Genomic DNA, 24,824 nt, shown 5'->3' with positions numbered 1-24,824 from the left:
AGGCAACCATGAGCCGCCGTATCAAGAGAATGAACCCAAAGCCGCGTTCGCGTGACGAGCGTGACGATTTGCGCCCGCATCAGGCGCGTAGTGCGAAGAAGGCCGGTCCGCGTCCGGGTGCAAAACCCGGCAGCAAGCCGGGTGCAAAGCCGCGCTTTGTCGGGGAGCGCGCCGAGCGGCGTCCGCCCAAGGCGGTCCAGGAGAGGCCTGCGCCTGAAAAGTCCGTCGAGGCGCTGCTGCCGACCAAGGTGCAGACCGTCACGGTCACGGCCGACGAGAACAACATGCGCGTTGACCGTTTCCTGGAAGCGCGCTTCCCCGGCCTGTCGTTCTCCCACATCCAGCGTGTCGTGCGCAAAGGCGAGCTGCGTGTCGATGGCAAGCGCGTCGACAGCAAGGACCGGCTGGAGGAGGGACAGAGCGTCCGCATTCCGCCGCTGAAGCTCGACGCGCCGAAGGTCGTCGGCGAGCTGTCGGAGGCTGCGCAGAAGACGCTCAAGGCGCTGAAGGAGATGACGATCTGGGAGGACGACGACGTCCTCGTGCTCAACAAGCCGGCCGGCCTTGCGGTGCAGGGCGGCTCGGGCATGACGCGGCACATCGACCAGATGCTGGAAGTGATGCGCGATGCCAAGGGCCAGAAGCCGCGCCTCGTCCACCGTATCGATCGCGAGACGTCGGGCTGTCTGCTGATCGCCAAGACGCGCTTTGCCGCTTCGCATCTGACCGGCGCGTTCCGCTCGCGCTCGGCGCGCAAGGTCTATTGGGCCCTGGTGCCGGGCCTGCCGAAGCCGAAGCAGGGCCGCATCTCGACCTTCCTTGCAAAGGAGGAGAGCGAGGACGACACCATCATGCGCATCGCCCAGCATGGCGACGAAGGCGCCAGTCACGCGGTGACGTACTACGCCGTGGTCGAGACCGCCGGCAACAAGCTGACTTGGGTGTCGCTGAAGCCGGTGACGGGCCGCACCCACCAGCTGCGCGCCCACATGGCCCATATCGGCCATCCCATCGTCGGCGATCCCAAATATTTCAACATCGAGAACTGGCAGCTGCCGGGCGGCCTGCAGAACCGGCTGCATCTGCTCGCACGCCGTATCGTCATCCCGCATCCGCGCGGCGGCGTGATCGACGCCACCGCGCCGTTGCCGCCGCACATGCAGCAGTCGTGGAACCTGCTCGGGCTCGATGCAGCCAGATTTGATCCGATCGAGAACGCGCCGGAAGAATAGTGAGGTTGAATCCGGGCGGCAGGCGCACGACATGTCCCTCATGAGACGACTGTCGATCTGCTTTGCGCTGTTGGCCACTCTGTTGGTGGGGCAGGCCGCCCACGCGCAATATGTATCGCCGGGCGCCGCGCGGCTCGCTCCGCCGCTTCCTGCGCCGCCACCGCCGCCGAAGATCGAGGTGCCCCAGGTTCCGCAATTCGACGCGCCGCCGCGCTATAATTACCAGCCGCTCCCGCGCAGCTCCTTCAGCGATCGCGTCACGAAGTGCCTCGATGACGCTGCAGCCGCTGGACTGGGCCTGGCCGATCGCGGCACCTATGCCCGCAGCTGCGCGAACTAGCCGCACTTCTCGTCGTCTTGGCGGGGGCAGGACGACACGCGTAATTTGACTGACGATAGGATCGGAAAACCGACATGCGCGAATTGTTCGAAGAAGCAGCAAGCCAGCCTGCGCCGGATCCCCGGGAATCGGCGCGCGCCTCCGCGCGCACGCCCCTGCGCAAGCGCTTCTACAAGGAAGCCGGCGTCGCCGATGCCGAGGACGGCTTCGCCATCACGCTCGACGGCAAGCCGATCCGCACGCCGTCCGGCCGCCAGGTGGTGATCCCCTCGCGCGCGCTCGCAGATAGCGTCGCCGCCGAATGGGCCGCCCAGGGCGAGACGATTGATCCGGTGACCATGCCGTTGACGCGGATCGCCAACAGCGTGGTCGAGGGGGTCGTCGATCGCGTCGACCTCGTCAGCGATGACCTCGCCAGATATTTCGAGTCTGACCTACTGTTCTATCGTGCCGGCCATCCCGAAGGACTGGTTGCCCGTGAGGCCGCGCATTGGGATCCCGTGCTGTTCTGGGCGGCGCAGACGCTGGGGGCGCATTTCATCCTGTCGGAGGGCGTCATGCACGTGAAGCAGCCGGACGAGGCGGTGAAGGCTGCGCGGGCCGCGCTGCCCGGCGACCCCTGGTCGGTCGCGGCGCTCCATATGGTGACCACCCTGACCGGCTCGGCGCTGCTGGCGCTGGCGCTGGACCAGGGCGTGCGCGATGCCGACCAGGTGTGGGCCGCCGCCCACGTCGACGAGGATTGGAACGTGGAGCAATGGGGCGTGGACGAGGAGGCGGCCGCCCGCCGCGCCGCCCGCCTGAAGGATTTCCAGGCTGCCGTGACGGTTCTGGCGGCGGTGAAGCCGCCAGCCGTCCCAGGTCCTTAACGAGAGGTTTACGAGGCGGCGGTTACGGTAGCCGGCACTCCCCTAGGGCTGCCGAGATGCCGACGCCGGTCACCTCCATCGTTCCCGTCAGTGCCCCCAGCCGCCCGGCTGATGCGGCGACGCCGGATCTCGTGCTGCAAGCCGGCAGTGTCGTCGATGCCAGGGTGGTCAGCGTGCTCGCCGACAATCTGGTGCGGATCGCGATCGCCAACCTGTCGATGGACGTGATGTCGGAGGTGACGCTGACGCCGGGGCAGAATCTCCAGCTCGCGGTCTCGCAGAACAACGGCACCATTCGCCTCGCGGTCATGAGCGGGGCGGGCGAGGCGGCGGGCGACCAGGTCACGCTGACGCCGCGGGCGGCCTCGCTGGTGGAGAGCCCGCCGCTGGCGCCGTCGGTGGCCGCGGCACGGAACAGCCTGACGCCGTCCGAGCAGGCCGCCGTCGCAACGGCCTCCGCCGAGGCCGCGACCAAGCAGGGCAGCCAGGCGCCGCTGTTTGCCAACCTGGCCTCCGTCGTGACGAGCAGCAATCTGCCCGCAGGGCTGAAGCAGGCGATGCTTGGCGTGCTGGCGCAGCAGACGCCGCTCGACACCGCCCTCGACGGCGGCGATATCGAATCCGCGTTCCAGAAGTCCGGACTGTTTCTCGAGGCCTCACTGGCCGCAGGCACGACGCCGTCCTCCGGCGCGATCCCGGACCTGAAGGCCGCTCTGCTGGTGTTGCGCCAGACCCTGGCATCGACCTCCGGCGCGCCGCAGGCAACTGCGCAAGGTGCGTCGCTGCCGGCGAGTGCCGCGGCCACGACGCAGACCGCAGCCTCCGCGCTGGCGGGCGGGACGGCACAGGCGGCGTCGCCGTCGCCCGATGCGGAAGCCGCCCAACCGGCGCAATTGACGCGCGGTGCGCTTGCTGCCGCCGTGCTGGCTGATGTGGCGGGCAACCATGCGCAAGCTTTGGTGCCGCGAACCATGTCCGCCGGCCTTGCCGCGAGCCTGCTGCAAGAGGTCACGGAAAACCTGCCGCGCCTGACCGGCAATGTGCCGGGCTCCAACAAGGCCGTGCCGGATGCCCACAACTTCGAGGCTGCCGCACACCCGACACCTCCGCCGGTCCGCGGTGCACTGCCGGCGCCGCAGTCCATCGCCGCGCCGTCGCTCGCGCCGGACACGCCGCTGGCTGCGACCGTGCATCGTCTGCTCGACGACACCGATGCCGCGATCGCGCGGCAGACGCTGTTGCAGATTGCCTCGCTTCCCGATCGCACCGACGCCAGCGGCCACCGCACCGATCCGGCCGTGCCGCAGTGGAATTTCGAAATCCCGTTCGCGACCCCGCAAGGCACCGCGATGGCGCAGTTCGAGATCTCGCGCGATGGCGGCAATGAGTCCTCCGATCCCGCCAAGCGCACCTGGCGCGCGCGCTTCTCGCTGAATGTCGAGCCGGCCGGACCCGTGCATGCGCTCATCACGCTGAACGGCGACAAGACCTTCGTCCGGATGTGGGCGGAGCGGCCGGCGACCGCGCAGCAGCTCCGCGCCGGCATCGGTGAGCTCAGCCAGGCGTTGACGAAGGCCGAGCTCAAGCCCGGCGATATCGTCGTCCGCGACGGCACGCCGCCGCCACCGGCACCGGCCCGCGCCGGCCACTTCCTGGATCGCGCCACATGAGCGATCCGTCCAAGCTCGCGATCGCGCTGCATTACGAGAAAGGATCCGGCGCGCCCGTCGTCGTCGCCAAGGGCAAGGGCACGATCGGCGAAAAGATCGTCGAGATCGCCAAGGCGCACGACATTCCGATCGAGGAGAACGAGGTTCTGGCCGGCGCGCTGTCGAAGGTCGAGCTCGGCGACGAAATCCCGCCGGATCTCTACAAGGCCGTCGCCGAGGTGCTGGTGTTCGTGCTGCGGCTGTCGGGCCGGGGGCGGTAAAAACAACCTGTCATCGTTTCAACACTTAGCGGCTGCATGGTCGCGCTGGTTTTCACTGTCACGGATATCGCTTTTGCTGACTCGCCGTTCCACTCTCGGCCTCCTCGCCGCAACCGCGATCCTGCCTTCACGCGCGCGCGCCCATGTCGCGCCGCCGCGCAATGAAATCCGCGACACGCTCGCAAAGCGCTTCGCCGATCTCGGCACGTCAGGCACGTTCGTCGGCTACAAGGTCGAGGACTATCTGATCGTCGCCAGCGACAAGGAGCGCTCGGGCGAGGGCAAGCTGCCGGCCTCGACCTTCAAGATTCCCAACGCGCTGATTGCGCTCGAGACCGGTGTGGTCGCTGACCCCGACAAGGACGTGTTTCCCTGGGACGGCGTCAAGCGCCCGATCGAGGCCTGGAACAAGAATCACACGCTGCGCAGCGCGATCCTCGTGAGCGCGGTGCCGGTCTATCAGGAGATCGCGCGCCGCATCGGCGAGGCGCGCATGCAAAAATATGTCGAGGCGTTCGACTACGGCAATCGCGACATCGGCGGCGGCATCGACCAGTTCTGGCTCACCGGCGCCTTGCGCATCGACCCGGTCGAGCAAGTCGATTTCGTCGACCGGCTGCGCCGCCGCGCGCTGCCGATCTCAAAGCGCAGCCAGGATTTCGTCGCCGACATTCTGCCGGTGACCAAGGTCGGCGAGGGCATCATCCGCGCCAAATCCGGCCTCCTGGGCGCCGAGCGCGGCGAACCGTCGCTCGGCTGGATGGTCGGCTGGGCCGAGAAGGGCGAGGCGCATACCGTGTTCGCGCTCAATATCGATTGCAAGGAGCCGCGCCATATCGAGGCCCGCATGAGCCTGACACAAGCCTGCCTTGCCGATATCGGCGCGATCTGAGCCGAATCTCGTTTGGCCAAGGAGATGGTGCGGCCGGGTAAGGAGGTGCCAAGCCTGCCGCAAGCCTCGCAATAGGGAGCGCGGCTCTCTCCACGCATCATTGCGAGCGCAGCTCTCGCCACGTCATTGCGAGGAGCTGTTGCGACGAAGCAATCCAGAGTCTCCCACAGTGGCAGTCTGGATTGTTTCGCGGGGCCTGTCATCGGGCCGCGCTTTGCGCGGACCCGGTGCCTCGCAATGACGGAGTAGGTGGCGCCGGCGTCCCGAACAGACGCGCTTGTCCCGGCTTGGGCCGCGCCTGCAAGAACTCCTTCACCGGAGTTATTCAGTCGACACGCGCGGCGGTCTCAGCCCTTGTCGCCCGTCTTCTTCGCCGTCAGCACCCGGTCGATCGCAAAGCCGCCGATCTCGCTCATGGCCTGCGAGATCACGTCGCCACGCCCGGCAAAGCCGGTGGAGAGATAATCGAACTGCGTCCGCGCCAGCCGCAGCACCTCGATCGGCACCGAGACCACGGTCTCGTTGAAGCTGTCGACGGAGGCGCGCAAGCTGTCGAGCTCCGTCGTGAGCTTGCCGATATGACTCTCGGCATGCTGCATCAGCGCGAGCAGCTTGCCGCGCTCGGCATCGAAGGCGGCGCGCTCGGCTGCGGTCGCCGCGCTGAGCTCGGCGAGCTGCGCCCGCAGCGCCGCGATCTGGCCGACCATGGCGTCGGAGGCGAGTTCGGCGGACTCGCGCAGCTCGGCGTTGTGCGTGCTCTCTTCCTGCGCCTGATGATAGAACCGCTCGGCCGACATCGCCCGCTGGCCGAGCTGCTCGATCATGCCGGCTGCACGCAGCAGCATCTCGCCGTTCCGCCCCGACACCATGCCAGCCATGCGGCGCAGGAAGCCGATGGTTTCGGACGCTGGGTTCGGCGGCAGGGGGACGACCGTCGCGGACATCTCGGTGATGCCAGTTGCTGATGCGGGAGCCGGGCCATGAGGATCATCGCCGTACCGACTGGGCTCACGCAACATTCGGCGCCTGATCGCCCTGAGCAAGCCTGAATCGGTCGACCCGGTCAACCTGCCGGGCTGCCGAATTTCAGGTCAGGCGTCCTTCTGCCGCCCGATCCGCCCCAAATGGGTGAAGCCGAACCCGGCGGAATATTTCAGGCCGTAGCCGAGCGCCCGGTCGATGCCGATATGGGCAAGCCAGATCAAGGCGATGGACAGGGTAAGGGGCGAGGCGAGGCCGAAGCCCAGCGTCAGCAGCGCCACCGGCGCCATGTAGCTGTGGGCGGCGTTGTAGACCATCGCGCCGAATCTGGCGTCGGACAGGTAGGCCAGGAAGCTCAGATCGGGCACGAAGAACAGCAGGGCGAACACCAGCCACGACCCGTCCCAGGCCGCATAGAGCGTCACCATCCCCGCAAACAGGGTCAGGCCCTCCAGCCGCAGCAGGATGTTGACGCCGCCTGTCGCAGCGCCCGTCTCGGCCGTTCCTTCCGTCATCCTCGTCTCCCGGACAAAACTTTGTAATTCCTTGCGCTTTCCCGCTGCGGCAAGGCAGCCCTGCGACGGCGAAAGCGGCTTTCCGGCCCGCAAAATGCCGTGTTAGAACCCGCCCATCACTTAAGAACTGGCGGGAGCAAATGAAACACATCCTGGACGCCCTTGAAGATCGTCGTGCCGGCGCAAAGCTCGGCGGCGGGGAGAAGCGCATCGAGGCGCAGCACGCCCGCGGCAAGCTGACGGCGCGCGAGCGCATCGAGCTGCTGCTCGACAAGGGATCGTTCGAGGAATTCGACATGTTCGTCGAGCACCGCTCTACCGAGTTCGGCATGGAGAAGACCAAGGTGCCCGGCGACGGCGTCGTCACCGGCTGGGGCACCGTCAACGGCCGCAAGACTTTTGTCTTTGCCAAGGACTTCACGGTGTTCGGCGGCTCGCTGTCCGAGACCCACGCGCTCAAGATCACCAAGTTGCAGGACATGGCGATGAAGGCGCGGGCGCCCATCATCGGCCTCTATGACGCCGGCGGCGCCCGCATCCAGGAAGGCGTCGCCGCGCTCGCCGGCTATTCCTACGTGTTCCGCCGCAACGTGCTCGCCTCGGGCGTGATCCCGCAGATCTCCGTCATCATGGGCCCCTGCGCCGGCGGCGACGTCTATTCGCCGGCGATGACCGACTTCATCTTCATGGTGAAGAACACCAGCTACATGTTCGTCACCGGCCCCGACGTGGTGAAGACCGTCACCAACGAGGTCGTCACCGCCGAGGAACTCGGCGGCGCCTCGGTGCACGCAACGCGCTCCTCGATCGCCGACGGCGCTTTCGAGAACGACGTCGAGACGCTCCTGCAGATGCGTCGCCTGATCGACTTCCTGCCCTCCAACAACACCGACGGCGTGCCGGAATGGCCGAGCTTCGACGACATCGAGCGGGTCGACATGTCGCTCGACACGCTGATCCCCGACAATCCGAACAAGCCCTATGACATGAAGGAGCTGATCCTGAAGGTCGTGGACGAGGGCGACTTCTTCGAGATCGCGGAAGCCTTCGCCAAGAACATCGTCACCGGCTTTGGCCGCATAGCCGGCCGCACCGTCGGCTTCGTCGCCAACCAGCCGATGGTGCTGGCCGGCGTGCTCGACAGCGACGCCTCGCGGAAAGCGGCCCGCTTCGTCCGCTTCTGCGACGCCTTCAACATCCCGATCGTCACCTTCGTCGACGTGCCGGGCTTCCTGCCCGGCACCGCCCAGGAATATGGCGGCCTGATCAAGCACGGCGCGAAGCTCCTGTTCGCCTATTCGCAATGCACCGTGCCGCTCGTCACCATCATCACCCGCAAGGCCTATGGCGGCGCCTTCGACGTCATGGCCTCCAAGGAGATTGGCGCCGACATGAACTACGCCTGGCCGACCGCCCAGATCGCGGTGATGGGTGCCAAGGGCGCGGTCGAGATCATCTTCCGCAGTGACATCGGCGACCCCGACAAGATCGCAGCCCGCACCAAGGAATACGAAGACCGCTTCCTGTCCCCGTTCATCGCCGCCGAGCGCGGCTATATCGACGACGTCATCATGCCCCACTCGACCCGGAAGCGCATCGCGCGGGCGCTGGCGATGCTGAAGGACAAGAAGACGGAAATGCCGGCGAAGAAGCACGACAATTTGCCGTTGTGAAGGACTCACAGGCGCTTTTCGACCAAATCCGCATGGTGCCTCCGAACGGACTCGACTATATTAGGGTCATGACAGAAGCTCTCAAGAAGCTCATCGAAGCTGCCAAGACCGCCAATCCGTCCCCGGAACACAGGGAGGAGCAGCGGCGCAGTTTCGTGTACGGCAATACCCATTTCGAGAATGCGCTCATTACGCGCGAAATGGTGGACCGTGAGGCCGAGAAGTTGGCCAAGGAAGAGAAATGACAAGCGAAGAGCGCGAACGGCGCGATAGCCGTGCGCTCGAACCTGAGTTGATTACAAATCCTCAGGAAAAGGCCGCAGCCGAAGCGCGGAATGGGTTCCGCCAGTACGACGCAGCTATTGGCGCGATCCAGGCGGCTATTGAGCGGGGCTCATTCAAGCTCCGTCCCTCACTCGTGCTTGGCTTGCAACGAGAGGCTTTGGCAGGCATCAGCTCCTATGCCGGAAACTACCGCCCCGGTGGCGTTGCTATCGAGGGAAGCAAGCATGAGCCCGTCGGCGCACATCTGGTACCCGAACTCGTTGAGGACATGTGCGACTACGTTAATGAACATTGGGAAGCCAGTACGCCGATCCACCTCGCGGCTTATGTCATGTGGCGGCTAAATTGGATTCATCCGTTCGCGGATGGAAATGGCCGTACCTCCCGAATCGTATCGTACGTTGTGCTTTCAGTTCGGGCCGGAGTACTTTTGCCGGGGACGCCGACGATCCCGGATCAAATCGTCGAGAACCGAAAGCCCTATTTCGATGCTTTGGATGCGGCCGATTTGGCCTTTCGCGACGGTGGCCGGATCGATGTCTCGAAGATGGAAGAGCTGTTAGCTTCACTCTTAGCGAACCAGCTCGCGGAATTCTATAAATCGGTTGGTGGCAAGCTGCCTGACTAAGAAGTATTTGGCGGCGACCCTCCATCCGCAACCGAGCTCCTAGCTCTTGAATCCAATGATCGAAGACGATCCAGTCGACGAAATCTCCGACATCGAAGTCCGGATCCAGCAGCTCGCCGAGATCGCCGAGCGCTGCCGGAAGTACATCCTGGCGTCCAAGATCGCGATCGGGGGCGGGGCGGCGCTGCTGGTGGTGACGATCCTCGGGCTGTTTGGCTTCGGTCAGACCGCAGCGCTCGGATCGATCGCGCTCGTGCTCGGCGGAATCGTCTCGCTCGGCTCGAACGTCTCGACGCTGCGACAGACGGACGAGGCGATCAGTGCTGCGGAGGCGCGGCGTTCGGCGTTGATCGGCAGCATCGATCTTCGTGTCGTCGCTGACGCGCCCCTGAAGCTGGTCTAACGCGCACCAGCCCGCCTCACGCGGCGGTCTTGAGCGTCAGCTCCGACAATTCGGCGCGGCATTCGGCGGCGTAGGCCTGGAGGCGCTCGGCGGTCTGCCGGTCGAGGATGGCCTTGGCCAGCCGCTCGGCGCGGGCGATCTGTCGCTTGAGATATTCGATGCGGACCATGTGTCACCTTTCGAATTCGGTCCTTCCGGTGCCGGCGACTCTATGCCAAGCACAGGATCGATTGTGTGAGGCACATCACGCGCCGCGGGCCTGATCCGCCGCAGCGAAATGCGCCATCTGGTCGGCGTGCGCCTTGGCGAACGCCGGGCGGGCCGTGGCGCGCGCGACGTAGGCGCGGCAGGCAGGACTGTCCGCCAGCCCGCCGAAGCGATCGACCACGCGCAGCACGTCTGCCATCAGGATATCGGCGATGGAGAAGGAGCCGGCCAGCCATTCGCGGCTGCCGAGCACCGGCTCGAGACGCCTCAGCCTGAGCTTGAGGAAGTCGTTTACGAATTTCCACGCCGCCGTGTCGGTCGGATGTCCCATGAATTTCGACATGCCCCAGGGCAGGCTGGCCATCTCCACCGAATTGAGTGCCGCGAACACCCATTCCGTCGCTTCAGTGCGGCCGCTTGGGTCGTTTGGCATCAGCCTCTCGCTGAGGCCGCCGAGATGCAGCAGGATCGCGCCGGTCTCGAAGATCGAGATGTCGCCATCGGTCAGCCACGGCACCTGGCCGAACGGCTGGTGCGCCAGGTGCGCAGGCCCGCGGTCGTCGAACTGGGTGCTGGCGACGCGATAGGGCAAGGCGGCCTCCTCGAGGGCCCAGCGCACGCGCAAGTCCCGCACGAGACCACGTGGCGGTTCGGGAACCCAGTTGAAGGTGGTCAGGGTGAGGTCGGCCATTTGCTGTCTCCGTGTCCTGGTTCGATGCAAAGGACGAGCGAAGGGCGTCCATTCCGACATCAGGGCCAAGTCTTTTTGTCGCCAGCGACGGAAAGCGGTTAGTCTCGCGGCAAACAAGGGAGGACATCCGATGCCAGCAGCCTTCTTCGTCGTTCGCGCCGTCGTCACCGAGGCCGAAAAGCGCGCTGCTTTCGACCGATGGTACGAGACGGAACATTTGCCCGACGCGGTGAAGGCCTTCGGCGTAGCTAAGGCGTGGCGATTCTGGAGCCTGGATGATCCCTCGCTGCACCAGGCGATGTATCAGTTCGACGACGAGGCCGGGCTGAATGCGATGCTGAAAGGCGACGCGCTGCAAAAGCTCGTCGCCGATTTCAACCGCGAGTGGCCCGAGGTGAAGCGCTCGCGCGAGACGCTGGTGCTGGCGCAGGAATTTCCACAGTAGGCACACCGAATGTCTGCTGCGCAACGAATCTCAACACGCGATTCAGCCTTGGTTCATGTCGTGGCCGCGACACTTCCTCTGCATCACTTGCCAGGTAGCCTAGAGGAATTGCCATGGAGCGCCGGAACTTTTTGAAACTTGCCTTGGGATTGACGGCGGGTGCAGCCGCCTTTGCCGCGACTGCCGCGCAGGCCGCGCCGCTGTCGCCGCAGCCGCTCGTTGATCCCGCTCGTACGCCGCAAGGCAGTCCCGACGCTCATCCTGCCGTCACCACCAGCGAGGAAGCCGCCAAGCTGACGCCCGAGCAGGTTCACTGGCGGGGGCGCGGCCGCCATTGGGGTTGGCATCGCCGTCATTGGCGCCGGCATCGCCGGCGCTGGCACCGCCGCCATTATTGGTAAGCTCGCGACCACTCGCGGACTCGACGGGGATCGCCGCTGGCGGTCCCCGTTTCGATTTTGGGGAGCGCTCCGGTTCCGCAGCGGATGGATCGTCAGCAAAAAAAGGCCGCGCAGGCTTTCGCCGCGCGGCCATTTGCAACGGAATGGAGGAGATCAGTACGGGCGGCAGCGGCCGGCGTACCAGCGGAAGCCGTAGGGGCAAACGCGCGCACGGGGTACGACGACGACCGGTGCCGGCGCGACCACCACGGGGGCGGGGCGAACGACGACAGGGCCGCGCATCGGGCGGCAGCTGCCGTAGGGACCGCGATACCAGCCCGGGCCGCAACCGCCGGCGGCGCTTGCCACCTCGCTGAAACCGACGACCGCGCTCGCGAGCATCACGGCAGCGAAGAGATATTTCATTTGATCTTCCTTCTCGTCCTTGGGGCAGATTCTTGGGGGGCACGGCGCTTGTGGCGCACAATGAATCAACAGACACGATTCGACACGTTAAATCTGGGTGACACGTGCCGATACGTCGCGATCCAAACCTGCCAATCATGACCTGAATGCGGCATGAACGTTCCCCGCATCCTGCCTCAGACGACACGCAGCTGTCGCTAGCGGCCAAGAAAGCTCAGCACCAGTTCCCTGTACTTCTCCGGCGCCTCAAGGAAGACGAGGTGGCCGGTTTCGGGGATGACCTCGGCCCGCGCGTTCGGCATCTTCGCGGCGAGCTGCTTCGCGAGCTCTGCGTTCAGCCCCATCTTGCTCCGCAGCGCCTCCGGCGCGAGCGGCCGGCCCGGCGCGTTGTGGTCGTCCGCACCCATGATGAACAGCGTCGGTGTCGCGATCAGCGGGATCTCGTGCGCGACCGGCTCGCGATAGATCATCTGGCCGGAAGAGACGAAGGCGCGCAGCCAGCGCGGATAGTCCGGGCTGCCCTTGATATTGAAGCGTGCCTCGATGAATGGCGTGATCGCCTCGGCCGGCAGCTTGATTGCGTAATTGGTCTGGAGCTGCTTGCGATAGGCCTCGGCGGTCAGCTTGTCCTCGGTCTCGATCATCTTCTCGGTCGGCGTCGGCGGCACGTAGAGGCGGTAGTCCTCGAGCCCGATCGGCGCGGTCAGCACCAGATGGGCGAGGCGGTCCGGATAGGCGCGGGCGATGCCCACCCCGAGCATGCCGCCGAGCGAATGCGCGACGATCTCGGCCTTGTTGATCTCCAAGTGATCGAGCAGCGCGATGGTGTTGCGCGCCAGATTGTCGAAATGCAGCTCGCCGGTTGGCTTGGAGGACTTGCCGAAGCCGACCTGGTCCGGCACCACGACGCGAAAGCCGGCCTCGCTCAGCATCTTGATCACGGGTGCCCAATAGCTCGACGGAAAATTGCGCCCGTGCAACAGCACGACGGTGCGGCCGTTCGGCTGCGCCGCGGCGACATCCATATAGGCCATGTCGAGCTGCTCGCCGTCATTGACAACGGGGAGCAAGTGCACGGGGTAGGGATAGGCAAAGCCTTCGAGCGCGATGCCGTAGGGTTCGCGCGGTGCGGTTTCGGCGGCGTTGGTGGATGTGAGTTGGGAAGCAAGAAGGGCGGCGGCGAGCGCGGCCAGGAAGATGCGGTTCATCACAGTCTCGGGCTTTCCCGGGCATCCACGTGCCAGCCGCAATAAAGACGTGGATGGCCGGGTCAAGCCCGGCCATGACGACACTGAGAGTTCACACGCAAACGTGTGATTTCACGATGTTTGCGTGACTAATCCTTCCCATTACCGAACAGCGCAGCGAACTGCTTCTCGCCGGTGCGGGTGAAGTTCACGACGCGGCTGCCGGGCGTCGGATCGCGCGCCGCCCATTTCAGCTCGGCAAAGCGCTGCATCATGGCCGCGCCCAACGTGCCGGCGAGGTGATGGCGCCGCTCGCTCCAGTCGAGGCAGGCCTTGCAGACCGGCCGGCGCGGATGGCTGAGCATGTCGGGCGAGATCTCCAGGTGCCTGGCGAGAAAGCGCTCGCCCTCGGCGGTCAGCTCGATCTCCTGCTTCCTCTGCCTGACCAGATGCCGCTCGCGCAAGGAGTCCAGCATCTGCACGCCGAGGTCCCCGGCGAGATGGTCGTAGCAGATCCGCGCGCGCCGCAGCGCAGGGTCCTTCGGACCGGTGCGCACGCGCATGTGGCCGGTGCGTGCGGCAAGGCCGGCGAGCCCCTCGAGCACGCCGGCGACGTCGTCGTCGGTGAGGCGGTAATAGCGATGGCGGCCCTGCTTCTCCGGCTCGATCAGGCCGCCGGCCTCGAGCTTCGACAGATGCGAGCTCGCGGTCTGCGGGGTGATGCCGGCCTCCTGCGCCAGCTCGCTCGCCGTGAGCGCGCGGCCGTTCATCAGCGCCGTGAGCATGTTGGCGCGGGCGGGGTCGCCGACCAGCGCGGCGACCATGGCGATGTCGGGTCCGGATTTCATGCTTCGATGGTAACCGAAGCGTTGGTGTCGGGCAAGCCGGTAGTCTTGCAACACGTCGTCATTGCGAGCGAAGCGAAGCAATCCAGAGATGCTTCCGCGGAGGGATCCTGGATTGCTTCGCGGAGCCTATCACCGGGGCCGCGCTTCGCGCGGCCCCGGTGGCTCGCAATGACAAAAGAAACAGGAGCCCATCATGTCCGTTACCGTCTTCATTCGCTACCAGCTCGATCCCTTCAAGCGTGCGCAGTTCGAGGAATATGCGAAGCGCTGGCTCACCATCATTCCGAGATGTGGCGGCGAGTTGATCGGCTATTTCATGCCGCATGAGGGCACCAACAACATCGCGTCCGCCCTGATCAGCTTCGAGAGCCTCGCGGCGTACGAGGCCTATCGCAAGCGGCTGCGCGCCGATCTCGACGGGACGGCGAACTTCAACTTTGCGGAGGCCGAGAAATTCATCCTCACCGAAGAACGCACCTTCCTGCGCAAGGTGGTATTGTAGGCGCGACATCGTTAGCAGGAGACGCCCATGATCGCCGTGATCTTTGAAGTCTGGCCCAAGCCGGAACACCGCCAGGATTATTTCGACCTCGCGGCCGACCTGAAGCCGCTGCTGCAGACCATCGACGGCTTCATCTCGGTCGAGCGCTTCGAGAGCCTGACCGAGAAGGGCAAGATCCTGTCGGTGTCGTTCTGGCGCGATGAGGCGGCAGTCGCCGCCTGGCGCAACACCATGGAGCATCGTCGCACCCAGGCCAGGGGCCGCGCGAAAATCTTCGCGGATTATCACTTACGCATCGCCAACGTGGTCCGGGACTACAGCATGACCGACCGTGAGCAGGCCCCGAAGGACAGCCGCGCGGTGCACGATGCGCACTAGCGGAGTTGAGAACGCGCGCCTATCTCTGCGCGGCCAACAAGGGAGAGAAACATGCATGTGACGACCGCCGACAAGCGCGCGACGTTCAGGAAGATGCACGAGAGCGGCTGCTTCATCCTGCCCAATCCGGTCGATGTCGGCAGCGCGAAAGCCTTGCAGCATCTCGGTTTCAAGGCGATTGCGTCATCGAGCGCGGGCTTTGCCTGGACCATCGGCAAGGCCGATAATCACGTCACGGTCGAGGACGTTTGTCAGCATCTGGCAGCATTGAGCACGGCCGTCGACATCCCCGTGAACGCCGATTTCGAGGGCGGCTTTGCGGTCGAGCCCGAGAGGGTCGCCGACAATGTCGAGCGCGGTGTGCGCACCGGCGTGGCGGGCCTGTCGATCGAGGATTCCACCGGCGACAAGGACAAGCCGCTTTACGACCGTGCCCTCGCGGTCGAGCGCATCAAGGCCTCGCGCAAGGCGATCGGCGACAGCGGCACGCTGCTGGTCGGCCGCTGCGAGGCCTATCTGTGGGGCGTGACCGATCTCAAGCTCGTCATCGATCGGCTCACCGCCTACGCCGATGCCGGCGCCGACTGCCTCTACGCGCCGGGTCTGAAGAGTCGTGAGGACATCGCCGCGGTGGTGAAGGCAGTCGCGCCGAAGCCGTTCAATCTCCTGATCGGCGGCTCCGGCCTGTCGCTGCAGGAAGCCCAAGATCTCGGCGTGCGCCGCATCAGCGTCGGCGGCTCGCTCGCCCGCGCCGCCTGGGGCGGCTTCATGCGCGCGGCCAAGGAGATGGCGGAGAAGGGGACCTTCACCGAGCTCGGCAACGGCTATCCCGGCGGCGAGCTCAACAAGATATTCAGTTAAACGAAGAGCGGCGGGATGCTAGTCCCGCCGCTCTTTCATCCTCTCGGTGTCATGCCCCGCCACCGGGTCTCGCCTCCGGCGAGTCCGGCCGGGGCATCCAGTACGCCGCAGCTTTTCGGTTCGATCGCTACCGTTTCGAAGTACTGGATCGCCCGGTCAAGCCGGGCGATGACAGTTGTGTGTGACGCAACGACCGTCGCGCCGTTACTTCGCGCCGTCCGACGGAGCTGGCGTCGTCGGGGCCGGCCTGCTCGGCGCGGCACCCGTGGTCGTGCCCGGCTCGGTGTTGCTGCGCGGCGTCACGTCACGCATGCCGGGAGGTGCGGCCGGATTGGCCGGCGTCGTCTGCGCGGTCTGCGAGGTCGGCGTGTTGCTGGCCTGGTTGGTGGTGCTGGAATTGTTCAAGCCGTAGAACACTGCGCCCAACACCAGAGCGACAGCGACCGCGAACATCGCGATCTTGCCGCTGGAGGCGGGGCCTTCGCCGAGCTCGGGATCGGCCTGCAGGTTGGCATCCCGGCGCGCCGCGCGAGAGTACTCATCGTCGGCGAGGTTCGGGCGGTACGGATCGTTGGTAAAACGGTCGTCTGCCATCGATTGGTCTCCTCGGTTGTGACCCCGGGACAACCCTCAGGTGCGAGATTCTGTTCCGCCTCCTTAATGCTTTCGTCGCATGTTGCCTCGGTGAGGGGAATCGGGAACCTGTTCCATGGGAACCCGCGCCTGAGGTTCGAGGGCCACGGAGGAGGGAACACGGCGATGTGGAGCCTGCCGCCTACGGATAGCGTGCTGCATTACCTGTCCCTCGTCGCGGTCGCCGCGCAGGGCATGACGGCTGCGCTCGCGGCCGGACGCCGCAGCATGGATTGGCTCGGCGTCTGCTTCCTCGGCTGCATCACCGCGCTCGGCGGCGGCACGTTGCGCGATCTCTTCCTCGGACATTATCCGCTGGCCTGGGTGCAGAACCCGATCTATCTCGCGCTCGCCGGCGGCGCCGCCTTTCTCACCATCCTGTTCGCGCGCCTAGTGCACCGGCTGAAGGTCGCCTTCATCGTGCTCGATGCCATCGGTCTCGTCGTCTTCACCATGGCCGGCTGCGACGTGGCCTGGCAGATGGATGCTTCGCTGCCGATCGTCATCGTGTCCGGGATGGTGACGGGCTGCGCCGGCGGCGTGCTGCGCGACGTGCTCTGCAACGACGTGCCGCTGCTGTTTCGCTCCGAGCTCTACGCCAGCGTCTCGGTGGTGACGGGATTGTTCTATGCGACCGCGTTTGGTCTCAAGCTCAATGCGGAGCTCTGGACCATTTTGACCTTCGTCCTCGGCATCAGCTTCCGCCTGCTTGCGGTGCGCTACAAATGGGAGATGCCGAAATTCGTGTTCACGGGAGACGAGGAGCGGTAGCGGCTATTTCGCTCCTCTCCATCCCGTCATTGCGAGCGCAGCGAAGCAATCCAGAATCTTTCCTCGGAGGGACTCTGGACTGCTTCGCTGCGCTCGCAATGACGAGGAGACAGCGTTGAGCTACTTTTCCTTCCTCGCCTTCGCCACCTGTGCCGGCGTCACCACGAGGCCCGCATTGCCCCAGGAATTGCGGATATAGTTCGTCACCGCCGCGATTTCGCCGTCGGACAGCTGCTTGGCGTAAGCAGGCATCTCGCCGGTGTTGGGGGCGCGCGGCGTCGTCACGGTGTAGGCGCCGTCAAGGATGATGCGCAAGGTGGAGGATGGATTGATCGATTGCAGCAACGCGTTGCCGGGCAGCGGCGGATAGATGCGCGGGCTGCCGGTGCCGTCGGCCTCGTGGCAGGCGACGCAGAGCTTGGCGTAGACCGCCTGGCCCGCCTTCATCTCGGCCTCATCGGGCGGCGTCGTGATGGTCTCGCGCCGCGCCGGCGGCAGGCTCTTCAGGTAGACCGCGATCGCGCGCACATCCGCATCGCTCATCTTCGAGGTCGAGTTGACCACGACCTCCGCCATCGGCCCGCCGGCGTGGCTCTTCGCGTTGCGCCCGCTTTGCAGATATTCCGTGATATCAGCCTCGCTCCACGACTTCAGCCCGGTTCGGGCGGCGCCGTCGAGCCTCGGTGCGTACCAGCCTCCGACCTCGTTGCCCGACAGCGCCTGCGCCTGCCTGTCCGCGCCGAAATAATTCTTGGGCGTATGGCAGGCGCCGCAATGGCCGAGCCCGGTGACGAGGTAGCCGCCTCTGTTCCAGGCCGCGCTCCTGGTCTGGTCCGGCTCGAACAGGCCGGGCTTGAAGTACATCGCGTTCCACAGCCGCATCAGGCCGCGATAGCCGAACGGCCAGCGCAGCTCCGGCGGCTTGTTGCGGCTGGCGACGGGCGCCAGCGTGCCGAGATAGGCGCGGATCGCCAGCGTGTCGTCCTTCGTCATGCGCGTGAAGTAGGGATAGGGAAACGCGGGGTAATAGTTCGACCCATCAGGCGCGATGCCGGTGCGCAAGGCGCGGGTGAAATCGGCGTCCGTCCAGGCGCCGATGCCGGTGTCACGGTCCGGCGTCAGGTTCGGCGCATAGATCGCGCCGAAGGGCGTGTCGATGCGCTTGCCGCCCGCGAACGGCTTTGCCGGGTCGGCGGTGTGACAGCCTGCGCAGTCGCCGGCCTCGACCAGCGCCTTGCCAGAGGCGATCAGCTCCGGCGACGGCTCGGCGGCAAGAGCTACATTTGTAACGAGGCTTATAGTCAGGCTTGCAATCGCACTGCACAACGCGAGACCGGCAAGAATCGTCCGCATCGAAAGCATCTCCTGCGACCAATCGCCCGTATCAGGCATGACAGGGGCATCAGTTCATTTCGCCACGATGGGGTATGGTGACACAAATTGAAAATTGCATGCGTGTTTCAGGCCACGAAATTGCGATTTTACGCGGCGCCCCCTTTGATCCAGATTTGTGATGCGGATCGCGAAATATCCGACATAGAGTGGTGCAAGTGGTCGGCGCGCCCTAGCTAAAAACAACGGGACGGCAACGGCTTAAGTCAGCAAGACCTGCACAGGGTGTGGAAAGAGGACAGCATGGGCATCAACCAGGGGCCGATCAGTCTCGATCAAAAATACACCCAGGAAACCGGACACGTCTTCACCACGGGCATCCAGGCGCTGGTCCGCTTGCCGATGGCCCAGATCCGGCGCGACCGCGCCAACGGCCTCAACACCGCGGGCTTCATCTCCGGCTATCGCGGCTCGCCGCTCGGCGGCTACGACCAGCAGCTCTTCGCCGCGCGAAAACATCTCGAGCAGTACAACATCAAGTTCCAGCCCGGCGTGAACGAGGATCTGGCGGCGACCGCCGTCTGGGGCTCGCAGCAGCTCAACCTCTCGCCGGGCGCCAAATACGACGGCGTGGTCGGCATCTGGTACGGCAAGGGCCCCGGCGTCGACCGCTGCGGCGACGTGTTCCGCCACGGCAATGCCGCGGGCTCGGCCAAGAACGGCGGCGTGCTCTGCCTTGCCGGCGACGACCACGGCGCGAAATCCTCGACCGTCCCGCATCAGTCCGACCATGCCTTCATGTCGGCGCTGATGCCGTATCTCTACCCGTCCAGCATCCACGAGATGATCGAGATGGGCCTGCTCGGCATCGCGATGTCGCGCTATTCGGGCTGCTGGGTCGGCATGAAGGTGATCACGGAGACGGTGGAGACCACCGCCGAGATCGATCTCACCGACGAGATGAAGCCCTTCATCATCCCCGCCGATTTCGAGCTGCCCCCTGGCGGCCTCAATTTGCGCTGGCCCGACGACCGCTTCGAGCAGGACCGGCGCCTGCAGGACTACAAGGGCTTTGCCGCGATCGCCTTTGCGCGCGCCAACAAGGTCAACCGCGTCACCATGGATTCGCCGAACGCCCGCTTCGGCATCATGGCCTCGGGCAAGAGCTATGAGGACGTGCGCCAGGCGCTGCGCGAGTTGGGGATCACCGAGGAGGTCGCCGCCAAAATCGGCCTTCGCCTCTACAAGATCGGCATGCCCTGGCCGCTGGAGCCGGAAGGCGTGCATGAATTCGCCGTCGGCCTGGAGGAGATATTCATCATCGAGGAGCGCCGCGAGATCGTCGAGAACCAGGTCAAGCAGGTGTTGTTCAACTGGCGCGACGACGTGCGCCCGCGCATCGTCGGCAAGATGGACGAGCACGACAAGCGCTTTTTGACCTTTGCCGCCGAGCTCAGCGTCGCCTCGCTCGCGACCTCGCTGACCGAGCGACTGCTTCGACTTGATCTCAATCCTGAAATCGCACAGATGCTCCGCGTCAAGGCCGACTGGTTCAACGGCCGCCAGGCGACCCAGATGCAGGCGGTCGCCCCTGTCTCCCGAACCCCGTATTTCTGCTCCGGCTGTCCCCACAACACCTCGACGAAAGTGCCCGAAGGCAGCCGCGCGCTTGCCGGCATCGGCTGTCACTTCATGGCGCTGTGGATGGACCGCTCGACCGAGACGTTCACCCACATGGGCGGCGAGGGCGTGCCCTGGGTCGGCATCGCGCCCTTCACCAACGAGAACCACATCTTCGCCAATCTCGGCGACGGCACCTACTTCCACTCCGGCATTCTCGCCATCCGCCAGGCGATCGCCTCCAAGGCCAACATCACCTACAAGATCCTCTACAACGACGCGGTCGCGATGACCGGCGGCCAGCGTCATGACGGCGATCTCTCGCCGCAGCAGATTACCCAGCAGCTTTACGCCGAAGGCATCCGCGAGCTCTATCTGGTTTCGGAAAACCCCGACGCTTACCCGGCCGATACCATTGCGCCCAGCGTGAAGAAGTATCATCGCGACGAGCTCGACAGCGTCATGAAGATGTGCCGCGAGTTCAAGGGCACCTCGGCGATCGTGTTCGTGCAGACATGCGCGGCCGAGAAGCGGCGCCGCCGCAAGCGCGGCCTGATGGAGGATCCGGCGCGCCGCGTCATGATCAATCCGGCCGTCTGCGAAGGTTGCGGCGATTGCTCGGTGCAGTCGAACTGCATCTCGGTCGAGCCGCTGGAGACCGAGTTCGGCCGCAAGCGCGCCATCAACCAGTCGTCCTGCAACAAGGACTATTCCTGCCTGAAGGGATTCTGTCCCTCCTTCGTCACCGTCGATGGCGGCAAGCCGCGCCATCGCGCGCCGGCCGATCTCGGTGACATCGGCGCGCTGCCCGAGCCCGCGTCGCGCCCGACGTTGGAAAAACCCTATAACATCGCCGTCGGCGGCGTCGGCGGCACCGGCGTGCTCACCATCGGCGCGCTGCTCGGCATGGCCGCCCATATCGAGGGCAAGGCCTCGATGATCCTCGACATGTCGGGCCTCGCGCAAAAGGGCGGGGCGGTGCTCAGCCATGTCCGCCTGTCGGATCATCCGGCCGAGGTGACCTGCTCGCGCATCGTCACCGGCACGGCCGATCTCGTGCTCGCCGCCGACGAAGTCGTCGCAGTCGCCAAGGACACGATCACCCTTTGTGACTCCAGCCGCACCCACGGCATCATCAACAGCCACGTCATTCCCACCGCCGACTTCATCCTCAACCGCGACTTCAACTTCCAGACCCGCAAGCTGAACGGGTTGCTGGAAACCGCGCTGCACAAGGATACGGTGTTCTTCGACTTCACCAAGCCTGCCGAGCAGCTGCTCGGCGATGCCATCGCCACCAACATGATGATGATGGGCTATGCCTATCAGAAGGGCCTCTTGCCGCTGTCCGCGGAAGCGATCGAGCAGGCCATCGAGGTCAATGGCGTCTCGATCAAGATGAACAAGGAAGCCTTCCGCCTCGGCCGTCTCGCGGTCGCCGATCCTGCGCGCCTGGCCGACATGCTGAAGGGCACGGACGAGGTGGTCGCGCCGAAGACGCTGGAGGCCATGACGCTGGACGAGGTCATCGAGCATCGCGCCAAGCATCTCACCGCCTACCAGAACGCCCGTCTCGCCAGGCGTTATCGCAAGTTGGTCGACCAGGTCCGCGATGCGGCCGCGAAGGGCGGCTATGGCGATGCGCTGCCGCGCGCGGTCGCGGTGAACTACGCCAAGCTCCTGGCCTACAAGGACGAATACGAGGTCGCGCGCCTCTACACCGACGGCGCCTTCGAACAGCAGCTTCGGGACCAGTTCGAGGGCGACTTCAAGTTCAACTTTAATCTCGCGCCGCCGATCCTTGGTGGCGGCCTCGACGCCCTCGGCCGCCCCAAGAAGCGCGCCTTCGGCCCGTGGATGCTGAAGGTCTTCCGCGTGCTGACCAAGTTCAAGTTCCTGCGCGGCACACCGTTCGACATCTTCGGCCGCAGCGCCGATCGCAAGCTCGAGCGCGACCTCATCGCCGGCTACGAGAAGGACGTCGCCACCGTGATCGGCCTGTTGTCGCCCGTCACGATCGACACCGCGGTCGAGCTGCTCTCGCTGCCCGACCGCATCCGCGGCTACGGCCCGGTGAAGGAGAAGGCGGTGCACGACGCCAAGGCCCGCTATGCCCAGCTCGCTGCGGACCTCGCCAACCCGCCGCCGGCGCCAAGGCAGATCGCGGCGGAGTAGGTCTCGTAGGGTGGGCAAAGCGCAGCGTGCCCACGTCTTCGGATTGATCTCGACGAGATGGTGGGCACGGCGCGTTGCGCCTTTGCCCACCCTACGGCACCAATATCTTGCGCTACCCGTCAGGCAAAACACCCACGCCATGGGTCAATCCGCTTGCCGAAAAACATTCCGCTTTACCGAAATTCGGAATTGTCGTATCGCTTCCCCACCTCATCCCTCTCAAAGGGGCGTATCGCGATCGTCACGAAACGCGGGGTGAGCGGCGGTGGGCGCGGGCTGCGTCGCGCGGGCGATTGTCTCGTGCACGACGGGCGCGGTCTCGCGTACGGCAAAATCGTGTGGTCCTGACGCCCGGGGTCTGTGCGTCAAGTCTTGCGGGTCACTCGCAAGGCGACGGGGGCAATAGTGCATCGCTCCCCGAGGAGAGCGCGACATAAGCCGTAAAGCCACTGCGCAGGGAAGGCCGGATGTTTGGCCGCACCTGTATGCCGCTGTGCACCTGTTTTTCGCGCAATTTGCGCACAGCGGACCGTGGGTGCCAAGCCGGCACCCGGTCTTCCCTGCGCCCTTTGTTTCGAGAGGGAGCAAGACGGGAGCAAAACTCGGGCGACACGCGCCGCGGGGATGCGGGGGTGTGCCTGCGTTTCAGCTGTGAGTGGAAACAGCGACGTCGGCATCGGCGAACTCCGTCATTGCGAGCGCAGCGAAGCAATCCAGAATCTTTCCGCGGAGGGACTCTGGATTGCTTCGTCGCAAGGGCTCCTCGCAACGACGACGCGGGCAGGGTCGCTCCCTATCCGGGGCCCGGATTTCGGATGTGCTTCCCTCGCGTCGACCCGTCACCCTCTCGTGGGGCGGAATATTTCCCCGCTTGCCAATCGCCCCGGTGCGGTTCAGAAAAAAGCGCCAAACAAAAAGCTAAGACGAGACGCGAGCGGAGACTGAAGTTTGACCATCAAGGGCAAGGCCTACATTGCCGGGATCTACGAACACCCGACCCGGCATGCGCCGGACAAATCCACCGCCCAGCTCCATGCCGAGGTCGCCAAGGGTGCGATCGAGGATGCCGGGATCAGCAAGGACGATATCGACGGCTATTTCTGCGCGGGCGATGCGCCCGGCGGCGCCTGGCCGATGGTCGATTATCTCGGCCTGAACACCAAGAAGCTTCGCCACATCGATTCCACCGAGACCGGCGGCTGCTCCTACATCATCCATCTCGGCCATGCCGCCGAGGCGATCGCCGCGGGCAAATGCTCGATCGCGCTGGTGACGCTCGCCGGCAAGCCGCGCACCGGCGCGATGCCGCCGCGCGCTTCAGGCGCCGAGGTCGATTTCGAAACCGCTTACGGAGCGACCACGCACAATGCCTATGGCATGTGTGCCATGCGCCACATGCACGACTACGGCACCACCTCCGAGCAACTCGCCTGGATCAAGGTCGCGGCCTCGCATCATGCGCAATACAATCCGCATGCAATGCTCAAGGACGTCGTCACCGTCGAGGACGTCCTGAACTCGCCGATGATCTCCGATCCCCTGCATCGCATGGATTGCTGCGTCGTCTCCGACGGCGGCGGCGCGATGATCGTCACGACGCCGGAGATTGCCAAGAGCCTGAAGAAGCCGCTGGTGCGCCTGATTGGCCATGGCGAAGCCATGAAGGGCCCGCGCGGCGGCAAGGATCTCGACCTCACTTACTCCGCCGGAATCTGGTCCGGCCCGCGCGCGTTCGAGGAAGCCGGCATCACGCCGAAGGACATCAAATACGCCTCGATCTACGACAGCTTCACCATCACCGTCTTGATGCAGCTGGAAGACCTCGGCTTCTGCAAGAAGGGCGAGGGCGGCAAGTTCGTCGCAGACGGCAACCTGATCTCGGGCGTCGGCAAGCTGCCGTTCAACACCGACGGCGGCGGCCTCTGCAGCAACCATCCGGTCAACCGCGGCGGCATGACCAAGATCCTCGAGGCCGTGCGCCAGCTGCGCGGCGAGGCGCATCCGAAGGTGCAGGTCAAGAATTGCGATCTCGCCATCGCCCACGGCACCGGCGGCCTGCTCGGCGTCCGCCACGCCGCCTCGACGGCCATTCTGGAGCGCGTGTGATGAGCGAAGTGAAAAAGTATCCGGCCCCCGTGACGAACCCCGAGACTGCAGCGTTCTGGGACGCGGCGAAAGAGGGCAAGTTCATGATCAAGCGCTGCACCGCCTGCGGCGAAGCGCATTACTTTCCCCGCTCGATCTGCCCGTTCTGCTACTCCGACAAGACGGTGTGGGAGCAAGCCTCGGGCGAAGGCACGATATACACCTGGAGCCTGATGCGGAAGTCGCCGACCGGTCCCTACGCCATCGGCTACGTCACGCTGAAGGAGGGCCCGTCGGTGCAGACCAATTTCGTCGACTGCGATCTCGAGAAGCTGAAGATCGGCCAGAAGGTGAAGGTGGTGTTCAAGCCGACGGATGGCGCTCCGCTGCCGTTCTTCACGGTCGCCTAGAATTCTTCCCTTCTCCCCTTGCCGGAGAAGGTGGCGCGAAGCGCCGGATGAGGGGTTCTCTCCACGGAGAGACTTTCCGTGCGGAAGCAACCCCTCACCCAAATGAGTTTGCCGCACGGCTCTCG

Annotated in this window: 28 protein-coding genes; 19 read left to right on the top strand and 9 right to left on the bottom strand. The window is 65.1% G+C overall.

Annotated features, from left to right (window positions below; genetic code table 11):
• Positions 1–8 precede the first annotated feature (8 nt).
• From BDOA9_RS26430 to blaOXA, 6 genes are all read left to right on the top strand, one after another.
• On the top strand, positions 9–1,232 hold the full coding sequence (locus tag BDOA9_RS26430) for an RluA family pseudouridine synthase (RefSeq protein WP_025036972.1): 1,224 nt from the start codon (positions 9–11) through the stop codon (positions 1,230–1,232).
• Positions 1,233–1,263: 31 nt separating this feature from the next.
• Positions 1,264–1,572, top strand: coding sequence for a hypothetical protein (locus tag BDOA9_RS26425; RefSeq protein WP_042336781.1), 309 nt, complete (start codon positions 1,264–1,266; stop codon positions 1,570–1,572).
• A gap of 74 nt (positions 1,573–1,646) precedes the next feature.
• Positions 1,647–2,441, top strand: coding sequence for an ATP12 family chaperone protein (locus BDOA9_RS26420; RefSeq protein ID WP_025036970.1), 795 nt, complete (start codon positions 1,647–1,649; stop codon positions 2,439–2,441).
• A gap of 56 nt (positions 2,442–2,497) precedes the next feature.
• Positions 2,498–4,111 (top strand): flagellar hook-length control protein FliK, encoded by a 1,614-nt coding sequence (gene fliK / locus BDOA9_RS26415; protein ID WP_025036969.1) that lies wholly within the window; start codon positions 2,498–2,500, stop codon positions 4,109–4,111.
• Entirely contained in the window at positions 4,108–4,371 is a 264-nt protein-coding gene (locus tag BDOA9_RS26410) for an EscU/YscU/HrcU family type III secretion system export apparatus switch protein (RefSeq protein WP_025036968.1), read from the top strand. The genes fliK and BDOA9_RS26410 overlap by 4 nt, the downstream gene beginning before the upstream one ends.
• Positions 4,372–4,444: 73 nt before the next feature.
• Complete coding sequence (blaOXA, locus tag BDOA9_RS26405; protein WP_025036967.1) at positions 4,445–5,263, top strand: class D beta-lactamase; 819 nt, start codon at positions 4,445–4,447, stop codon at positions 5,261–5,263.
• A 347-nt stretch (positions 5,264–5,610) separates the two neighbouring features.
• Here the strand turns inward: blaOXA and BDOA9_RS26400 are convergent, their stop codons facing one another.
• Positions 5,611–6,207 carry a hypothetical protein gene (locus BDOA9_RS26400; RefSeq protein ID WP_025036966.1) on the bottom strand — a complete coding sequence of 199 codons (597 nt, stop codon included), beginning with the start codon at positions 6,205–6,207 and terminating at the stop codon, positions 5,611–5,613.
• Between the two features lie 147 nt (positions 6,208–6,354).
• Entirely contained in the window at positions 6,355–6,759 is a 405-nt protein-coding gene (locus tag BDOA9_RS26395) for a DUF4260 domain-containing protein (protein ID WP_025036965.1), read from the bottom strand.
• A gap of 140 nt (positions 6,760–6,899) precedes the next feature.
• Here BDOA9_RS26395 and BDOA9_RS26390 point away from each other — a divergent pair, with 140 nt between their 5' ends.
• The 4 genes from BDOA9_RS26390 to BDOA9_RS26375 all read left to right on the top strand — a co-directional run bounded on the left by BDOA9_RS26390 (position 6,900) and on the right by BDOA9_RS26375 (position 9,748).
• The gene (locus tag BDOA9_RS26390) at positions 6,900–8,432 is read left to right on the top strand and encodes an acyl-CoA carboxylase subunit beta (RefSeq protein ID WP_025036964.1); all 1,533 of its coding nucleotides are present in this window, start codon (positions 6,900–6,902) and stop codon (positions 8,430–8,432) included.
• 68 nt (positions 8,433–8,500) lie between these two features.
• Positions 8,501–8,677, top strand: coding sequence for a hypothetical protein (locus BDOA9_RS26385; RefSeq protein WP_192859613.1), 177 nt, complete (start codon positions 8,501–8,503; stop codon positions 8,675–8,677).
• Complete coding sequence (locus BDOA9_RS26380; RefSeq protein ID WP_025036963.1) at positions 8,674–9,345, top strand: Fic family protein; 672 nt, start codon at positions 8,674–8,676, stop codon at positions 9,343–9,345. The genes BDOA9_RS26385 and BDOA9_RS26380 overlap by 4 nt, the downstream gene beginning before the upstream one ends.
• 55 nt (positions 9,346–9,400) lie before the next feature.
• On the top strand, positions 9,401–9,748 hold the full coding sequence (locus BDOA9_RS26375; protein WP_025036962.1) for a hypothetical protein: 348 nt from the start codon (positions 9,401–9,403) through the stop codon (positions 9,746–9,748).
• A 16-nt stretch (positions 9,749–9,764) separates the two neighbouring features.
• On the opposite strand, the gene BDOA9_RS39055 is transcribed toward BDOA9_RS26375, so the two are convergent.
• A complete protein-coding gene (locus tag BDOA9_RS39055; protein WP_192859612.1) occupies positions 9,765–9,917 on the bottom strand; it encodes a hypothetical protein in 153 nt (50 codons plus the stop codon).
• 75 nt (positions 9,918–9,992) lie between these two features.
• Positions 9,993–10,646: a glutathione S-transferase family protein gene (locus BDOA9_RS26370; RefSeq protein ID WP_025036961.1), complete on the bottom strand. Its 654-nt coding sequence runs from the start codon at positions 10,644–10,646 to the stop codon at positions 9,993–9,995.
• A gap of 130 nt (positions 10,647–10,776) precedes the next feature.
• Here BDOA9_RS26370 and BDOA9_RS26365 point away from each other — a divergent pair, with 130 nt between their 5' ends.
• Positions 10,777–11,091, top strand: coding sequence for a hypothetical protein (locus tag BDOA9_RS26365; RefSeq protein ID WP_025036960.1), 315 nt, complete (start codon positions 10,777–10,779; stop codon positions 11,089–11,091).
• Positions 11,092–11,204: 113 nt separating this feature from the next.
• Positions 11,205–11,492 (top strand): hypothetical protein, encoded by a 288-nt coding sequence (locus BDOA9_RS26360; protein ID WP_025036959.1) that lies wholly within the window; start codon positions 11,205–11,207, stop codon positions 11,490–11,492.
• 153 nt (positions 11,493–11,645) lie between these two features.
• On the opposite strand, the gene BDOA9_RS26355 is transcribed toward BDOA9_RS26360, so the two are convergent.
• The 3 genes from BDOA9_RS26355 to BDOA9_RS26345 form a co-directional block, all read right to left on the bottom strand.
• Positions 11,646–11,897 (bottom strand): GCG_CRPN prefix-to-repeats domain-containing protein, encoded by a 252-nt coding sequence (locus BDOA9_RS26355; RefSeq protein ID WP_025036958.1) that lies wholly within the window; start codon positions 11,895–11,897, stop codon positions 11,646–11,648.
• 197 nt (positions 11,898–12,094) lie between these two features.
• On the bottom strand, positions 12,095–13,105 hold the full coding sequence (locus BDOA9_RS26350) for an alpha/beta fold hydrolase (protein ID WP_025036957.1): 1,011 nt from the start codon (positions 13,103–13,105) through the stop codon (positions 12,095–12,097).
• A 128-nt stretch (positions 13,106–13,233) separates the two neighbouring features.
• Positions 13,234–13,932: a winged helix-turn-helix domain-containing protein gene (locus tag BDOA9_RS26345; protein WP_025036956.1), complete on the bottom strand. Its 699-nt coding sequence runs from the start codon at positions 13,930–13,932 to the stop codon at positions 13,234–13,236.
• A 193-nt stretch (positions 13,933–14,125) separates the two neighbouring features.
• On the opposite strand from BDOA9_RS26345, the gene BDOA9_RS26340 reads away from it, so the two are divergent.
• From BDOA9_RS26340 to BDOA9_RS26330, 3 genes are read left to right on the top strand one after another with little or no spacing between them, the layout of a single operon-like run.
• Positions 14,126–14,434, top strand: a complete 309-nt coding sequence (locus tag BDOA9_RS26340) for an NIPSNAP family protein (protein WP_025036955.1) — start codon at positions 14,126–14,128, stop codon at positions 14,432–14,434.
• Positions 14,435–14,461: 27 nt separating this feature from the next.
• Complete coding sequence (locus BDOA9_RS26335; RefSeq protein WP_025036954.1) at positions 14,462–14,812, top strand: antibiotic biosynthesis monooxygenase family protein; 351 nt, start codon at positions 14,462–14,464, stop codon at positions 14,810–14,812.
• A 51-nt stretch (positions 14,813–14,863) separates the two neighbouring features.
• Positions 14,864–15,673 carry an isocitrate lyase/PEP mutase family protein gene (locus tag BDOA9_RS26330; protein WP_025036953.1) on the top strand — a complete coding sequence of 270 codons (810 nt, stop codon included), beginning with the start codon at positions 14,864–14,866 and terminating at the stop codon, positions 15,671–15,673.
• 204 nt (positions 15,674–15,877) lie between these two features.
• Here the strand turns inward: BDOA9_RS26330 and BDOA9_RS26325 are convergent, their stop codons facing one another.
• Positions 15,878–16,267, bottom strand: coding sequence for a hypothetical protein (locus tag BDOA9_RS26325; protein WP_025036952.1), 390 nt, complete (start codon positions 16,265–16,267; stop codon positions 15,878–15,880).
• Positions 16,268–16,432: 165 nt separating this feature from the next.
• Here BDOA9_RS26325 and BDOA9_RS26320 point away from each other — a divergent pair, with 165 nt between their 5' ends.
• Positions 16,433–17,077 carry a trimeric intracellular cation channel family protein gene (locus BDOA9_RS26320; protein ID WP_025036951.1) on the top strand — a complete coding sequence of 215 codons (645 nt, stop codon included), beginning with the start codon at positions 16,433–16,435 and terminating at the stop codon, positions 17,075–17,077.
• Positions 17,078–17,197: 120 nt separating this feature from the next.
• Here BDOA9_RS26320 and BDOA9_RS26315 read toward each other — a convergent pair whose 3' ends face one another.
• The gene (locus BDOA9_RS26315; protein WP_025036950.1) at positions 17,198–18,430 is read right to left on the bottom strand and encodes a c-type cytochrome; all 1,233 of its coding nucleotides are present in this window, start codon (positions 18,428–18,430) and stop codon (positions 17,198–17,200) included.
• A gap of 282 nt (positions 18,431–18,712) precedes the next feature.
• Here BDOA9_RS26315 and BDOA9_RS26310 point away from each other — a divergent pair, with 282 nt between their 5' ends.
• From BDOA9_RS26310 to BDOA9_RS26300, 3 genes are all read left to right on the top strand, one after another.
• A complete protein-coding gene (locus BDOA9_RS26310) occupies positions 18,713–22,204 on the top strand; it encodes an indolepyruvate ferredoxin oxidoreductase family protein (RefSeq protein ID WP_025036949.1) in 3,492 nt (1,163 codons plus the stop codon).
• 948 nt (positions 22,205–23,152) lie between these two features.
• Positions 23,153–24,310, top strand: coding sequence for a thiolase domain-containing protein (locus BDOA9_RS26305; RefSeq protein WP_025036948.1), 1,158 nt, complete (start codon positions 23,153–23,155; stop codon positions 24,308–24,310).
• A complete protein-coding gene (locus tag BDOA9_RS26300; protein ID WP_025036947.1) occupies positions 24,310–24,699 on the top strand; it encodes a Zn-ribbon domain-containing OB-fold protein in 390 nt (129 codons plus the stop codon). Before BDOA9_RS26305 ends, BDOA9_RS26300 begins: the two co-directional genes overlap by 1 nt.
• The last annotated feature ends 125 nt before the right edge of the window (positions 24,700–24,824 follow it).

It is taken from the genome of Bradyrhizobium sp. DOA9, assembly GCF_000617845.2.
Classification (GTDB): Bacteria; Pseudomonadota; Alphaproteobacteria; order Rhizobiales; family Xanthobacteraceae; genus Bradyrhizobium.
Note: the sequence above shows the minus strand (reverse complement) of the source record. Positions and strands in the feature narration are given on the sequence as shown.

What these genes read in the sequence shown, in the direction of transcription:
- BDOA9_RS26430 (WP_025036972.1), top strand. Translation starts at nt 9, where the DNA reads ATGAGCCGCCGTATCAAGAGAATGAACCCAAAGCCGCGTTCGCGTGAC.
- BDOA9_RS26425 (WP_042336781.1), top strand. Translation starts at nt 1,264, where the DNA reads ATGTCCCTCATGAGACGACTGTCGATCTGCTTTGCGCTGTTGGCCACT.
- BDOA9_RS26420 (WP_025036970.1), top strand. Translation starts at nt 1,647, where the DNA reads ATGCGCGAATTGTTCGAAGAAGCAGCAAGCCAGCCTGCGCCGGATCCC.
- fliK (WP_025036969.1), top strand. Translation starts at nt 2,498, where the DNA reads ATGCCGACGCCGGTCACCTCCATCGTTCCCGTCAGTGCCCCCAGCCGC.
- BDOA9_RS26410 (WP_025036968.1), top strand. Translation starts at nt 4,108, where the DNA reads ATGAGCGATCCGTCCAAGCTCGCGATCGCGCTGCATTACGAGAAAGGA.
- BDOA9_RS26400 (WP_025036966.1), bottom strand. Translation starts at nt 6,207, where the DNA reads ATGTCCGCGACGGTCGTCCCCCTGCCGCCGAACCCAGCGTCCGAAACC.
- BDOA9_RS26395 (WP_025036965.1), bottom strand. Translation starts at nt 6,759, where the DNA reads ATGACGGAAGGAACGGCCGAGACGGGCGCTGCGACAGGCGGCGTCAAC.
- BDOA9_RS26390 (WP_025036964.1), top strand. Translation starts at nt 6,900, where the DNA reads ATGAAACACATCCTGGACGCCCTTGAAGATCGTCGTGCCGGCGCAAAG.
- BDOA9_RS26385 (WP_192859613.1), top strand. Translation starts at nt 8,501, where the DNA reads ATGACAGAAGCTCTCAAGAAGCTCATCGAAGCTGCCAAGACCGCCAAT.
- BDOA9_RS26380 (WP_025036963.1), top strand. Translation starts at nt 8,674, where the DNA reads ATGACAAGCGAAGAGCGCGAACGGCGCGATAGCCGTGCGCTCGAACCT.
- BDOA9_RS26375 (WP_025036962.1), top strand. Translation starts at nt 9,401, where the DNA reads ATGATCGAAGACGATCCAGTCGACGAAATCTCCGACATCGAAGTCCGG.
- BDOA9_RS39055 (WP_192859612.1), bottom strand. Translation starts at nt 9,917, where the DNA reads ATGGTCCGCATCGAATATCTCAAGCGACAGATCGCCCGCGCCGAGCGG.
- BDOA9_RS26370 (WP_025036961.1), bottom strand. Translation starts at nt 10,646, where the DNA reads ATGGCCGACCTCACCCTGACCACCTTCAACTGGGTTCCCGAACCGCCA.
- BDOA9_RS26365 (WP_025036960.1), top strand. Translation starts at nt 10,777, where the DNA reads ATGCCAGCAGCCTTCTTCGTCGTTCGCGCCGTCGTCACCGAGGCCGAA.
- BDOA9_RS26360 (WP_025036959.1), top strand. Translation starts at nt 11,205, where the DNA reads ATGGAGCGCCGGAACTTTTTGAAACTTGCCTTGGGATTGACGGCGGGT.
- BDOA9_RS26355 (WP_025036958.1), bottom strand. Translation starts at nt 11,897, where the DNA reads ATGAAATATCTCTTCGCTGCCGTGATGCTCGCGAGCGCGGTCGTCGGT.
- BDOA9_RS26350 (WP_025036957.1), bottom strand. Translation starts at nt 13,105, where the DNA reads ATGAACCGCATCTTCCTGGCCGCGCTCGCCGCCGCCCTTCTTGCTTCC.
- BDOA9_RS26345 (WP_025036956.1), bottom strand. Translation starts at nt 13,932, where the DNA reads ATGAAATCCGGACCCGACATCGCCATGGTCGCCGCGCTGGTCGGCGAC.
- BDOA9_RS26340 (WP_025036955.1), top strand. Translation starts at nt 14,126, where the DNA reads ATGTCCGTTACCGTCTTCATTCGCTACCAGCTCGATCCCTTCAAGCGT.
- BDOA9_RS26335 (WP_025036954.1), top strand. Translation starts at nt 14,462, where the DNA reads ATGATCGCCGTGATCTTTGAAGTCTGGCCCAAGCCGGAACACCGCCAG.
- BDOA9_RS26330 (WP_025036953.1), top strand. Translation starts at nt 14,864, where the DNA reads ATGCATGTGACGACCGCCGACAAGCGCGCGACGTTCAGGAAGATGCAC.
- BDOA9_RS26325 (WP_025036952.1), bottom strand. Translation starts at nt 16,267, where the DNA reads ATGGCAGACGACCGTTTTACCAACGATCCGTACCGCCCGAACCTCGCC.
- BDOA9_RS26320 (WP_025036951.1), top strand. Translation starts at nt 16,433, where the DNA reads ATGTGGAGCCTGCCGCCTACGGATAGCGTGCTGCATTACCTGTCCCTC.
- BDOA9_RS26315 (WP_025036950.1), bottom strand. Translation starts at nt 18,430, where the DNA reads ATGCGGACGATTCTTGCCGGTCTCGCGTTGTGCAGTGCGATTGCAAGC.
- BDOA9_RS26310 (WP_025036949.1), top strand. Translation starts at nt 18,713, where the DNA reads ATGGGCATCAACCAGGGGCCGATCAGTCTCGATCAAAAATACACCCAG.
- BDOA9_RS26300 (WP_025036947.1), top strand. Translation starts at nt 24,310, where the DNA reads ATGAGCGAAGTGAAAAAGTATCCGGCCCCCGTGACGAACCCCGAGACT.